This window comes from Alcanivorax sp. VBW004 (assembly GCF_009718865.1).
GTDB lineage: Bacteria > Pseudomonadota > Gammaproteobacteria > Pseudomonadales > Alcanivoracaceae > Alcanivorax.
Genome location: NZ_WNHC01000001.1, coordinates 805,751 through 818,914 on the forward strand (window position 1 = coordinate 805,751; position 13,164 = coordinate 818,914).

The 13,164-nt window shown below is 61.4% G+C and carries 12 protein-coding genes; 7 read left to right on the top strand and 5 right to left on the bottom strand.

The genetic code is table 11. The features are described from left to right. Positions 1-12: 12 nt before the first annotated feature. The 4 genes from F1529_RS03725 to rsgA form a co-directional block, all read right to left on the bottom strand. Entirely contained in the window at positions 13-1,158 is a 1,146-nt protein-coding gene (locus tag F1529_RS03725; RefSeq protein ID WP_007148887.1) for an alpha/beta fold hydrolase, read from the bottom strand. A gap of 158 nt (positions 1,159-1,316) precedes the next feature. Then, positions 1,317-2,183, bottom strand: coding sequence for an archaetidylserine decarboxylase (gene asd, locus F1529_RS03730; protein ID WP_155132231.1), 867 nt, complete (start codon positions 2,181-2,183; stop codon positions 1,317-1,319). Between the two features lie 38 nt (positions 2,184-2,221). Next, the gene (locus F1529_RS03735; RefSeq protein WP_155132233.1) at positions 2,222-3,037 is read right to left on the bottom strand and encodes a sulfurtransferase; all 816 of its coding nucleotides are present in this window, start codon (positions 3,035-3,037) and stop codon (positions 2,222-2,224) included. A 98-nt stretch (positions 3,038-3,135) separates the two neighbouring features. Then, positions 3,136-4,185 (bottom strand): small ribosomal subunit biogenesis GTPase RsgA, encoded by a 1,050-nt coding sequence (rsgA, locus tag F1529_RS03740; protein WP_370456944.1) that lies wholly within the window; start codon positions 4,183-4,185, stop codon positions 3,136-3,138. A 100-nt stretch (positions 4,186-4,285) separates the two neighbouring features. Between rsgA and orn the strand changes: the two genes are divergently transcribed. After that, positions 4,286-4,831 (top strand): oligoribonuclease, encoded by a 546-nt coding sequence (gene orn, locus F1529_RS03745; protein WP_007149150.1) that lies wholly within the window; start codon positions 4,286-4,288, stop codon positions 4,829-4,831. A gap of 174 nt (positions 4,832-5,005) precedes the next feature. On the opposite strand, the gene queG is transcribed toward orn, so the two are convergent. Further along, on the bottom strand, positions 5,006-6,061 hold the full coding sequence (queG, locus tag F1529_RS03750) for a tRNA epoxyqueuosine(34) reductase QueG (RefSeq protein WP_155132235.1): 1,056 nt from the start codon (positions 6,059-6,061) through the stop codon (positions 5,006-5,008). A 99-nt stretch (positions 6,062-6,160) separates the two neighbouring features. On the opposite strand from queG, the gene F1529_RS03755 reads away from it, so the two are divergent. The 6 genes from F1529_RS03755 (at position 6,161) to hfq (ending at position 13,058) form a co-directional block, all read left to right on the top strand. After that, positions 6,161-7,699, top strand: coding sequence for an NAD(P)H-hydrate dehydratase (locus F1529_RS03755; protein WP_370456945.1), 1,539 nt, complete (start codon positions 6,161-6,163; stop codon positions 7,697-7,699). Continuing rightward, positions 7,696-8,124 (top strand): tRNA (adenosine(37)-N6)-threonylcarbamoyltransferase complex ATPase subunit type 1 TsaE, encoded by a 429-nt coding sequence (tsaE, locus tag F1529_RS03760; RefSeq protein ID WP_007150034.1) that lies wholly within the window; start codon positions 7,696-7,698, stop codon positions 8,122-8,124. The genes F1529_RS03755 and tsaE overlap by 4 nt, the downstream gene beginning before the upstream one ends. A 20-nt stretch (positions 8,125-8,144) precedes the next feature. Continuing rightward, positions 8,145-9,497 (top strand): N-acetylmuramoyl-L-alanine amidase, encoded by a 1,353-nt coding sequence (locus F1529_RS03765; protein WP_155132237.1) that lies wholly within the window; start codon positions 8,145-8,147, stop codon positions 9,495-9,497. 101 nt (positions 9,498-9,598) lie between these two features. Then, the gene (mutL, locus tag F1529_RS03770) at positions 9,599-11,470 is read left to right on the top strand and encodes a DNA mismatch repair endonuclease MutL (protein ID WP_155132239.1); all 1,872 of its coding nucleotides are present in this window, start codon (positions 9,599-9,601) and stop codon (positions 11,468-11,470) included. 73 nt (positions 11,471-11,543) lie between these two features. Beyond that, on the top strand, positions 11,544-12,530 hold the full coding sequence (gene miaA, locus F1529_RS03775) for a tRNA (adenosine(37)-N6)-dimethylallyltransferase MiaA (RefSeq protein ID WP_155132240.1): 987 nt from the start codon (positions 11,544-11,546) through the stop codon (positions 12,528-12,530). Positions 12,531-12,776: 246 nt separating this feature from the next. Next, positions 12,777-13,058, top strand: a complete 282-nt coding sequence (hfq, locus tag F1529_RS03780) for an RNA chaperone Hfq (RefSeq protein WP_007149110.1) — start codon at positions 12,777-12,779, stop codon at positions 13,056-13,058. Positions 13,059-13,164: the final 106 nt, after the last annotated feature.

Consider the following 13,164-nt stretch of genomic DNA (forward strand, 5'->3'; position numbering starts at 1 on the left):
TCGTCGCTGCTTTTAATCCCGCTCGATCAACCAGTCCGCAATGCGTCCCCAGCTCTGTTTCTGCGCGGCGGCACTGCCCAGGATGCCCATGTGGCCACCCTCAATGGTGACAAAGGTTTTATCCTTGCTGCGAATCAATGGCTTCATGGCCTGGCTGCATTCCGGGGTGACGATGGGGTCGTTGGCGCCGGTAATGTTGAGCACGTTGGCGGTAACCCGGTTCAGGTGCCCGTCAGTTCCCTCCATGGGGAGTTGGCCATGGGCGACCACGTTGTCCGTCCACAGGTAGCGGATGATGTCCTGAATCACGCCGCCGGGGTAGGCCACCATGTCGTCCAGAAAGGCGCCGTTGGTGGCGTGGGAGGCGACGAAGTCCCGGTCGTGCAGGTTCTTCATCAGGCTCCAGTAGCCTTGCAGGCTGCCAATGGGGTTGGTCAGCTTGAAGGCCAGGCTGTTTACCCAACCCGGTGAGCGCAACAGATCCGCAGGCACATCATGGATACGCAGGCCGGTGCGTTTGCGAATCCACTTGGCCCGGCGGCTCAGGGCACGGTATTGGCCGCCCAGGGCGCCGTTGCGGTGATAATCCGTAGGCGCACCGACCAGCACCAGGTTCTTGATGTCCGGGTCATTGCCCAGGGCGGTGTAGCACAGGCTGAACAGCCCGCCGAAGCTCCAGCCGTGCAGACTCAGTTTTTGCTGGCCACTGTGCTGGCGGACCTGCACCAGCAGTTTGGGTAAATAGTCCGCAAAGTAGCTGCTCAGGCTCAGGTGGTTGTGATGGCGACCGGGCCGGCCCCAGTCGACCATGTACAGCTCGAACCCGCGGGCGCGCAGGTAGCGCACCAGGCTGCGCTGGGGGAACAGATCGTAGATCAGCATGTTCACTGCCAGCGGTGCCACCAGTACCAGCGGGGTGCGCTGGGAGGTCTGGCTGACCGGGGTCACCGTGCCGTCGGACAGGGGAATGGCGTTTTCCGTCAACGGTGGGTAGTAGCGCAGTTTCACCAGGCCATCGTCGAACAGGGTGTCGTAGGGTGTCTGTTCGGCCTGGCTTAATTGCCGGGCATCGAACAGGCGGGCGCGGCCATTGTCCAGGCGCTGTCGCCAGGGGCGGGTCCGGGTTTGAACGGCCTGTTGCAGTGTGTCAGTGAGCATGAAGTCTACCGGCTATGGATCAACGGCCGGTTATTGTAGGGAAGATGCGGGCGGGCGCAGTTGCCGTGCGGACCGTGATGACTGTCAGGGGGGATACCCGCCCCGCCGCAATTCTGGTCATTGCGGCGGGGCGGAGGATGTGCTGGCCTGTGTGCTGCTTAGTGAGCGTAAGCACCCAGTTTGCCGAGTACCTGTACCTGGCTGCCGGCTTTCAGATTGTCGGCAAACCCGGCTTTTCCTTCCGGGAACAGCATGACCACGGTGGAGCCCAGCAGGAAGCGCCCTAATTCATCCCCTTTTTGCAGGGTGATGGAGGCGGTGCGCAGGTAGTCGGTGGTGACCACCTGCTTGGGTAGCGGCGTCACCTGACCGCTGAAGACGGTTTCAATGCCGGCGACGATCATGGCACCCACCAGAATCACCGCCATGGGGCCCTGTTCGGTATCAAAGATGCACACCAGCCGTTCGTTGCGGGCAAACAGGTTGGGCACGCCGTTGGCTGTGGCTTCGTTCACCGAGAACAGGTCGCCGGGCACGTAGCGGGTTTCGCGCAGGGTGCCGGTAAAGGGCATGTGCACCCGGTGGTAGTCACGGGGCGACAGGTAAATGGTGGCGAACTGACCGTTGGTAAATTCGCTGGCCAGCGCGCTGTCACCGCCGAGCAGGTCATACAGGGAGTAATCGTGACCCTTGGCCTGGAAGATCTGGTTGGCACGAATGGCGCCAAGCTGGCTTACGGCACCGTCTGCCGGGCAGGCAATCTCGTTATCGCCGCTGGCTTCCAGTGGGCGGGCGTCGGCTTTCAGCGCCCGGGTAAAAAAGGCATTGAAAGAGGGAAACTGATCCGCGTCTTCAATTTGTGCTTCGGACAGGTCAATACCGAACCGTTTCATGAACAGGTTGATAAAGGTGGTCTTGATCCACGGCACTTCGCTGCGGGCCAGCATGCCCACCAGTCGGGACAGGCTGTGCTGGGGGACCAGGTACTGCAGGGTAACGAACAGTTTGTCGCGCCAGTTATTCAAGGGGAATCCTTACTCTTTCAGGGAGCCATTGGCCCGGATTATTCGGTTTTCTGCGCGGGAGTATCGGGGTGATTGCCCCACTCGGCCCAGGAGCCGGCGTAGCCGCGCATGCGTTCAAAGCCCAGCAGTTTGCCCACCAGCCAAGAAAAACTGGAGCGGTGGTGGGTCTGGCAGTGGGTAATCACTTCCTTGTCGCCGGTGATGCCCAGGGCGGCCAATTCTGCGCGGATGTCTTCCAGTGGACGCAGGCGCAGGTTGTTCTGCTTGTCCATGGGTTCAGTCCATTCGTGGTGGCGTGCGCCCGGGATGTGCCCCGCCTTCTGGGCGAAGGCGCGTACGCCGTCGAACTCATCCAGGGAGCGGGAATCCCAGATCACCACATCGTCATCCTGATAGTGGGCCAGCAGGTAATCCAGATCCACCTCGGTGAGGGGGGCATGGGGGCCGACTTCATAATCGCTGGGGCTGGGTTCGTGGGCTTCGCTGCTGGTGGGGAGGCCTTCTGCCAGCCAGGCGTGGATGCCCCCGTTCAGGTAGCTGTAGTGCTTGTGGCCGATGGCGTCCAGGGTCCACAGCAGGCGCCCGGCCCAGCCGCCGCCTTCGTCGTCATAGGCGATGACATGGGTGTTCGGAGTCAGGCCCAGTTCGGAGAACAGGTCGCTCAGGGCGTCATCGGAAGGGATCATGCCTGGTGCAGGCTGGGCACCGGTCTGCAGTCGCTTGAAGTCCAGATGGATAGCGCCGGGAACATGGGCCTGGACGTAAACGGCCGGTTTGCTCAGGTCGAGGATGAGCAGGTTGTCATCCTCAAGACGGTTGGCGAGTTCGGTGGGTTCGAGCAGCAGTGGCAACATAAGAGGCAATGAATAGTTAATAATGAATAATTAATAGCGAAACAACTTCGCGCAGCGAAGTCCAATTATTAACTATTCATTATTCATTATTAACTGGTTCACTGATACCTCTCCCGTCCTTCCTCGTCCAGGGTGTCGGCGATCTGGTAGAAATTACTCAGCCGCTCTTCATCGATATCGCCGTTTTCGGCGGCAGTGATCAGCGCGCAGCCGGGTTCGTTGCGGTGTGAGCAATTGCGGAATTTGCAGTAACCCGCCAGCTCGGAGAGCTCCCGGTAGCCGTGCAGCAGGTCGTCTTCGCTGATATGCCACAGGCCGAATTCGCGGATGCCGGGGGAATCAATCAACTGGCCGCCGGTGGGCAGATGAACCAGCCGGGCGGTGACGGTGGTGTGCTGGCCCAGGCCGGAGTTGCTGGACAGCTCGCCCACCTGCAGGTCCGCTTCCGGCATCACCCCATTGACCAGTGAGGACTTGCCCACCCCGGACTGCCCGACAAACACACTGGTCTTGCCTGCCAGGGCTTCATGCAGTGGCGCCAGGCCTTCGCTCTGGTGAGCGCAGACTTCCAGCACCGGATAGCCGAGGCGGCGATACATGTCGGACAGTTCATCCACAAAGGGGCGCAGGGTTTCGTCGATCAGGTCGGCCTTGTTGAGCACCAGGGTGGCGGGGATATTGGACAGCTCGGCGGCGACCAGATAACGGTCCAGCAGGGCGCTTGAGGGTGTGGGAAGCGGCGCGAACACCACCAGCATCTGTTCCACGTTGGCCGCAACCGGCTTCAGGTTGCCGTACAGGTCCGGGCGCTTGAGTACCGTGTCGCGGGGCTCGATGGCGACTACCACACCCAGGCCTTCGCTTTTGGGCGGCTGCCAGATCACCTTGTCGCCAACAACCAGCTGCTCCAGGGTGGCGCGAAAGTGACACCGCCGTGTCTTTCTGTTTTCCCCGTTCGGGCCGTCCGCATTTTCCACTTCCACCTGCTGGCCGAAATGGGCAGTGATAAACCCGTGTTGCTCATCGCCAAGATCATCGGCCACCAGGTTCTCCTGCTGGTCGTTGCGGCGGTTGGCGCGGTCGCGTTTTTCCGCCTGGATCTTTTCGATGCGCCATTGTTGGCGGCGATTAAGCTTGCGTTTGGCCACGGGTTATTACGGTCCTGTCTTCAGGTAGGCAATCTGGTATGTGAGTAGCGCCATGCTACCATGGAGGCCTAATTCCGCGTAGCAAAGAGATGCCGAGCCCATGACCGATAAGCGCAATAACCTGATCTGGATCGATCTGGAAATGACCGGCTTGAGCCCGGAAAACGATCGCATCATCGAAATCGCCACCATTGTTACCGATGCCGAGTTGAATGTGCTGGCAGAAGGGCCGGTGCTGGCGGTGCATCAGAGCGATGCGCTACTGGATGGCATGGACGAATGGAATACCACCCACCATAACAACTCCGGGCTGGTGGCCAGGGTGAAAGCCAGCATGGTGAATGACGCGGCAGCAGAGTCCCAGACCATCGCGTTTCTGGAGCAGTACGTGGAAGCGGGCATGTCGCCCATGTGCGGCAACAGCATCTGCCAGGATCGACGTTTCCTGGCCAATTACATGCCGCAACTGGAAGCTTTTTTCCATTACCGCAACCTGGATGTGTCCACCCTGAAAGAGCTGGCCCGCCGCTGGAAGCCGGAAATCCTGCCGGGCTTCAGCAAGGAGAACAAACACTTGGCACTGGATGACATCCGCGAATCCATCGCCGAGCTGGTGTATTACCGCGAGCATTTTATTAGCGCCTGACCGGCGCCGTTGGCACGCTTCACGCAGCACGCTGACATGCAAAACAGGAAAGAAGCGCAGGGTGAATAGGCGTGAGCCTGTCTTCGCCCTGCGGAACCCCGAATCCGGAGCGCCTGTAGGAGTACCTCTCGAGGTGCGAACCGCGCGTCAACGCGAAAGTTGGCCGAAGCGTTGTCAGGGATTGACAGCGCTGTGCTGCTCCAGCGCCCACAGCACATGCTCGCGCACCGTCTCATCCGGGTAATCCACCCGGGTGTTCAACGCCTGCACGATGTCCTCGGTGGTGGGCGCATTTCCCAGTGCCACGGCAATATTGCGCAGCCATTTCAGATACCCGGCGCGACGAATCGCTGATCCCGCCGTGCGCTCCAGAAATTCTTCTTCGCTCCATGAAAACAGTGAGACCAGATCACTGTCGCCCAGCCCGTGGCGGGGGTGGAAATCGGTTTCGCCGGTGTGCTGGGAGAAGCGATTCCAGGGGCACATAAGCTGGCAGTCGTCGCAGCCGAAAATGCGGTTGCCGATGCCTTTGCGCAGGTCTTCGGGAATGCTGCCTTCGTGTTCGATGGTCAGGTAGGAAATGCAGCGCCGGGCATCCAGTTCATAGGGCGCCACAATGGCGTCGGTGGGGCAGACGGTGATGCAGGCTTTGCACTTGCCGCAATGGTCTTCGCCGGGGGTGTCCACCGGCAAGGCAATGTCGGTGTAGATCTCGCCCAGAAAGAACCAGCTGCCCGCTTCCCGGTTCAACACCAGGGTGTGCTTGCCCTGCCAGCCCAGCCCGGCTTTCGCCGCCAGCGGTTTTTCCATTACCGGGGCGCTGTCCACAAAAGCCCGGGCCAGCTCGCTGTCCGCCACGGCCTCACGAATGCGCCCGGCCAGAATCGCCAGGCGCTTGCGGATCAGCTTGTGATAGTCACGGCCCAGGGCATAGCGGGATACATAGGCCTTGTCTTTCTGTTGCAGCAACTTCACCGGTTGGGTGTCCGGGGGCAGGTAATCCATGCGCGCGGAAATCACCCTCAGGGTGCCCGGTTCCAGCTCCCCGGGGCGAAAGCGTTTGTTACCGTGGGCCGACATCCAGTTCATTTGCCCCTGATAACCTTTTGCCAGCCACGCTTTCAACTGCGCTTCTTCGGCGTGCAGATCCGTATCGGCAATACCGATTTGCTGGAAGCCGAGTTCGCGGCCCCATTGCTGGATTTGGGCTTTCAGTTGATTCAGATCCATGACGTTTCGGGGCAACCGGCTCTCGTGCGTATAATGGCGGGAAATGTGTTGTGGCGCCCCGGTAAACGGGGGCGCACGAAATAACGCGAAGGATAACAGGTGACCGAGCTACCTGCTGCTTTATACACCGCGGCGCAAACCCGCGAGCTGGACCGACTGGCCATTGCCGCCGGCACTCCGGGCGCCGAGCTGATGGAGCGGGCCGGGCAGGCGGCCTTTGATGCCCTCTGCGAGCGCTGGCCCCAGGCCAGCAAGCTGGCGGTGTTGTGTGGTGGCGGTAATAACGGTGGTGATGGCTATGTGGTGGCGCGGCTGGCGGCGGAGGCCGGCCTGCAGCCGCAGATCTGGTTTACCCGCGCGCCGGATCAGCTCAAGGGCGATGCCCTGACCATGGCCCGACGTTGCCAGGCAGCCGGCATTCCCATGCAGCCGCTCACCCACTCGGACCTGCCGCGCTCTGCGGACCTGTTGGTTGATGGCCTGCTGGGTACTGGTCTTAAAGGTCCGTTGCGTGATGACGTGGCCGCCTTGCTGCGCGCCCTGAATGGGTTGTCGCTTCCGGTGCTGGCGCTGGATATTCCTTCGGGGCTCAGCGCCGACAGCGGCATGCCGCTGGGGGCAGTGTTGCAGGCGGAGATGACCTGTACCTTTATTGGTTTCAAGCGCGGTCTGCTCACCGGCGAAGGGCCGTTGCATTGCGGCGCGCTGCGTTTTTTCGATTTGCAGGTGGGGCGGGATGTCTACGCCCAGGTGCAGCCGGACTGCCTTAGCCCCGGCGCCGAGACGCTCCAGCGCCGTTTGCCCGCCCGCCGGGTGGATGGCCACAAGGGCCATTATGGCCATGTGCTGGTGATTGGTGGCGATCATGGTTTTGCCGGCGCGCCGGTCATGAGTGCCCAGGCCGCCGCCCGTTGCGGGGCGGGCAAAGTGACGTTGATTACGCGTCCGGCCCATGTGGCGGTGGCGTTGATCCGCCAGCCGGAAATCATGGTGCGCGGTGTGGATCGCCCGGAAGACGCTGTCGCGCTGATGGAGGCGGCCACGGTGATTGCCATTGGCCCCGGGTTGGGGCTGGATGCGTGGGGCCGAGGCTTGCTGGATGCGGCACTGGCAACGGGCAAGCCGATGGTGGTGGACGCGGATGCGCTGACCCTGATCGCCGGGCAGGCCGATATCGGCACGGCGGATTGGGTGCTCACCCCGCACCCGGGTGAGGCGGGCCGGCTGTTGGGTGTGTCCGCTGGCGACATTCAGCAGGACCGATTTGCCGCACTGGACAGTTTGTCTGCCCGCTATGGCGGTACCGTGCTACTCAAGGGGCTGGGTACTCTGGTGCAGGGTGAGCCTGCAGAGGCCGGGCCGGGCCGGGCGCTGATTCGCGATGGCAACCCGGGCATGGCGTCCGGAGGCATGGGCGATGTGCTGACCGGGGTGATTGCTGCGTTGCGGGCCCAGGGGCTGAACGGGTTTGATGCGGCCCGGCTGGGTGCCATGGTGCACGCCCGGGCGGCAGACCATTGTGCGGCGGCGCAGGGTGAGCGGGGTTTGCTGGCTACCGATTTGCTCGGGGCCCTGCGTCAGCAATTGAACCACAGGCTGCAGGGCCATGAATTGCCGCAAGGGGCAGACAAGAAATGAGTCAGGAGTTTTACGATTTACCGGATGAGGCGGCGACCCTGTCGCTGGGCGCGGAGCTGGGCCACCGCCTGGCGGCGGGCGGCTGCGTTTATCTCGAAGGTGACCTGGGCGCGGGGAAAACCACCCTGGTTCGCGGTATGCTCCGTGGCCTGGGGCATGAAGGGGCCGTAAAGAGCCCGACGTACACCATTGTGGAACCCTACGAGATTGCTGGCGTCCATATCTATCACTTTGACCTGTATCGTCTGGCGGATCCGGAAGAGCTGGAGCTGATCGGCGTACGGGATTATTTCGATGCCAGCTCCCTGTGTTTGCTGGAGTGGCCGGAGCGGGGCGCTGGAGTGGTGCCAACGCCGGATTTGACCATTACACTGGCCGTGAATGGCCACGGAAGAAAAGCGACCCTGAAATGGGGTGGTGACTAAACGCCTATGACTAAACGCTTATGACAACACGCATTCACAACAAGAAAACCGTTTCGACCGTTTTGTTCACTCTGGCAGCGTTATGCTGGAGTTCGCTGGCGTTTGCCCAGACCACCATCGATTCCGTGCGCCTGCACCGGGCGCCGGACCACACCCGGATCGTGTTTGATTTGCCGGCGCCGGTGGATCACAAGCTCGACAAGCTGGCCAACCCGGATCGCATTGTGCTGGATCTACAGGATGCGGCGCTGGATTTCGACGTGAAAACGCTGGATTACGACAGCAGCCCCATTGCCAATATCCGGGTGGGCAAACACACGGATAAAACCCGGGTGGTGCTGGACATGAACGAGTCCGTGCGTACCCGCACCAATCTACTCAAGCCCATCGACCCCCACGGCTGGCGACTGGTGGTCGACCTGTTCGACAAGGAACTGCAAACCGCCAAAGCCGACAAGCCCAAGCCGCAAAAGCCGGCGGAGCCCAAGGCGCAGCGGCTGATGATTGTGGCCATTGATGCGGGGCACGGCGGGGAAGACCCGGGCGCCCGTGGTCCCAGTGGCACCTATGAAAAGACCATCGTTCTGCAGATTGCCAAAAAACTGGAGGCGCTTGTTAATGGAAAGGCCGGCATGCGCGCGGTGATGGTGCGCGATGGCGATTACTACGTGCCCCTGGTCGAGCGCCGCAAGATCGCCCGGGAAAAGCACGGTGCGGATGTGTTTGTCTCTATTCACGCGGATGCCTTCACCGACGCCCGCGCCCATGGCGCCTCTGTGTTTGCCCTGTCCAACCGGGGGGCCACCAGTGCCCGGGCCCGCTATCTTGCCAAGATCGCCAACGAGTCTGACCGCGTGGCCGGGGTGTATGAAGAAGAGGAAGACGACAGTTCGTTATACAGCGTGCTGGCGGATCTGCAGATGAACGGCTCCATGGCCGGCAGTCTCTATCTGGGGCGTCAGGTACTGATGGAAATGGGCAAGGTGACCAAGTTGCACGGTGGCCGCGACAAGGTAGAGCAGGCCGGTTTTGCGGTGCTCAAAGAGCCGGAAATGGTCTCCATCCTGGTGGAGACCGGCTTTATCTCGAACCCCACCGAAGAGCGGAATTTGCGCTCCTCGGCGCACCAGACCAAGCTGGCCCGCTCGGTGCTCAATGGCATCGACGCCTATTTCCGTAGCCACCCGGCGCCCAATAGCTGGTATGCGGCCCAGCGCCGTGAGCAGGGTGATGAGTATCGTATTCAGCCCGGTGATACACTGTCGGAAATTGCCCGGCAGTACAGTGTTTCCGAGCAGTCGATCCGTTCGGCCAACGGCATGGATGGCGACCGCATCATGGTCGGCCAGGTACTGAAAATCCCTCGTTCGTGACCTTCCGCTTGCACGCAACAGGCAGCATGCCGGCACGCTGAATTCCAGGCGTGCCGGGTGCCCGGTGTGGCGGGGTCAGATAACTTCCTAAAGGATTTGTTTTGTCCAAGATTCAGCTGCTTGATTCCCGCCTTGCTAACCAGATTGCCGCCGGTGAAGTGGTTGAGCGCCCTGCGTCTGTGCTCAAGGAATTGCTGGAAAATGCGCTGGATGCCGGCTCGGAATCCATCAGCGTGGATGTGGAGCAGGGCGGGGTGAAGCTGGTGCGGGTGCGCGATAACGGTAACGGCATCGAACGCGATGACCTGCCGCTGGCCCTGTCCCGGCACGCCACCAGCAAAATTCGTGGGCTGGATGATCTGGAGGCCATCGGTACTCTGGGTTTTCGTGGTGAAGCCCTGGCGGCGATCAGCTCCGTCTCACGATTGAGCTTGGCCAGTAACGTGGAAGGCGAAGCGGAAGGCTGGCAAGTGACCGTGGAAGGGCGCGATATGGCGCCCACCGTGGCTCCGGCCGGTCATCCCCGTGGCACCACCGTGACCATGCGCGACCTGTTTTTTAATACCCCGGCCCGACGCCGGTTCCTGCGCACTGAAAAAACCGAATTCAATCATCTCGAAGAAGTGTTTCGGCGCATTGCCCTGAGTGAATTCAATACCGCTTTCCGGCTCACCCATAACCAGAAAGTGATTCATCAGCTGCCCGCCGGGCTGGATGACACCCTGCGGGCGGCCCGGGTGGCCAAGCTGTGTGGCAAGGGCTTTATGGAGCAGGCGGTAGCCGTGGATGTGGAGCGCGATGGCTTGCGTCTGCACGGCTGGATGGGCCTGCCCACCTTTTCCCGCTCCCAGGCGGATCTGCAATATTTCTATGTGAATGGCCGGGTGATTCGCGACAAGGTGGTCAGCCATGCGGTGCGCCAGGCGTATGCGGATGTGCTCTACCACGGCCGCCACCCGGCCTATGTACTGTTTCTGGAGCTGGACCCGGCCATGGTGGATGTGAACGTTCACCCCACCAAGCACGAAGTGCGTTTCCGCGAACAGCGCATGGTGCATGGTTTTCTGTATAGCTCATTGCATCGCGCCATTGCCGGGGTACGTCCTGGGCAGGAGCTGGCCGGTTCCGTGGTCGATGAAGGTGCGCCAGCCGCCGGCATGGATACGGCCATGGCGCCCAGCCAGGGCAATATGTCGCTGACTTCGCCGGCGGGTGCGGGCATGTCTTCCCTGTCTCGCCCGGTCGGGCAGGCCTATCCGCCCACGGGTGGCAGTGCGTTTGGCTATGGCCAGGGCGCCCGTCAGGCGGATGCCTACGGAGCCCTGGTGGGGCAGCAGGTCAGCGAGTCAGCGCCGTCGATGATGCCGCCGGCCAGCGAAGACGAAACCGTTCCCCCGCTGGGCTACGCGGTGGCGCAACTGCACGGCATTTTTATTCTGGCGGAAAACCAGCAAGGTATGGTGGTGGTGGATATGCATGCCGCCCACGAACGGATTACCTATGAGCGGCTCAAGCAGAGCTGGGCGGACGACAAGGTGCGCAGCCAGCCGTTGTTGGTGCCCGTGTCGCTGGCGGTGTCCTCCCGGGAAGCGGATTTCGCCGAGCAGCAGCCGGAGGTGTTTTCCCGGCTGGGGTTCGGTGTCGAGCGCGCCGGCCCGGAAACCCTGGTGGTGCGCGAAGTGCCGGCCTTGCTGCGCAACGGTGACAGTGAATCCATGGTGCGCGATGTGTTGTCGGACCTGTTGGCGCAAGGCAGCAGTGAGCGCATTGCCCAGAAACTGGATGAGCTGCTGTCCACCATGGCCTGCCACGGCAGTGTGCGCGCCAATCGGCGCCTGACGATTCCGGAAATGAACGCCCTGTTGCGCGACATGGAGGCCACCGAGCGTTCCGGCCAGTGCAACCATGGTCGCCCCACCTGGACCCAGATGAGCATCAAGGATCTGGATCGACTGTTTATGCGGGGGCAATGAATCATGGCCGCTTGCACGCGACACGCAGACAGGCAACACGCGGAGGGCGCGCGGTCTTTCGCGTGTCAGCGTGATGCCTGAAGCGTGCTTGCCTATCTTATTGCTGATGGGGCCTACCTGTTCCGGCAAGACGGCGCTGGCTATCGAGGCGGTGCAGTCCCTGCCCATCGAAATCATCAATGTGGACTCGGCGCTGGTCTATCAGGGCTTGAATATTGGTGCTGCCCGCCCCACTGAAGAAGAGCTGGCATTGGCGCCACACCGGTTGCTGGGCTTTCGTGATCTGACCGAGCCCTATTCCGCTGCGGATTTTCGCGCCGATGCGCTCAGGCATATCGAACAGATCCACGCCAACGGCAAGTTGCCGTTGCTGGTGGGCGGCACGGTGCTGTATTTCAAGGCCCTGGTGGAGGGGCTGGCGCCGTTGCCGGAAGCGGACCCGCAGGTGCGGGCGGAGATTGCAGCCCTGGCCGATGCGCAAGGCTGGCCGGCGGTGCATCAGGCGCTGGCCGAGGTAGACCCGGTGACAGCGGCGCGGCTCAAGCCCACGGACCGGCAGCGGTTACAGCGAGCGCTGGAAGTGTTTCGCCTCACCGGTCGGCCGCTGTCCGCATTCCACGCGGAGCATCATACAACTGTCATAAAGAATCGGGATGGTTTGAGTCAGTTCAGTGGGTTGCCGTATCCCGTGCTTAGCCTGGCGCTGGCGCCCCGGGACCGGGGCTGGCTGCACGAGCAGATTGCCCTGCGTTTTCGGGCCATGCTCGACGCCGGTTTGCTGGCCGAAGTGGAAGGGCTGCGGCAGCAAACACAGCTGCATCCGGCGTTACCGGGCATCAGGGCGGTGGGCTACCGCCAGGTGTGGGAATATCTGGACGGCCAGTATGACTACGACACCATGGTGGAGCGGGGCATTATCGCCACCCGCCAGCTGGCCAAACGCCAGTTCACCTGGTTGCGAAAATGGCCGGATCTGCAGTGGTTCGACAGTAATGATCTGTCACAGCGAAAGGCGCTGTTTGAGCTGCTTGCGAAGAACTGTAAATCTGTGTTTAGTTAGCCCAGAAAGCATGCGTTTTGGTTTATAATGCAATGACTGCATAGGTCGGCGACGTTGCTTGGGAATGGTGTCGCGGCCATGGATGGGTCGGGACCTGGAACCTTTTGCCTGGGTTGTTGACAAAAATTTGCCCGGTGGCGCACCGGGCGAAGGTGGTGGCCGTTTGGGACGGTTTCGCTGCTTTAACGCGCTGATTGCCCGAAGTGTTGGGCGCTACTTTTTACTGTTATTTCAAGGAGATCTGCCATGTCAAAGGGGCACTCGCTACAAGACCCTTTCCTGAACGCGCTGCGTAAGGAGCGTATTCCGGTATCTATTTTTCTGGTGAACGGGATAAAGCTGCAGGGGCAAATTGAGTCTTTTGACCAATATGTCGTGCTGCTGAAAAATGCAGTCAGCCAGATGGTGTACAAGCACGCGATTTCTACCGTGGTGCCGGCCCGCAACCCGCGCGCAACCGGTAACCCGGCCATGGCCGCAGGGGCAACGGCTGCTCCGGCTGCCGACGAAGGATATGGCAATCAGTAACGCTGTTTGCCGTGCCTGAGTTACACAGAGCCACCTTCGGGTGGCTCTGTGCGTTGTGACCTGTGCGTATTTCCTGCCTTTCCACCGTCATCCTGGTTTAAACTAG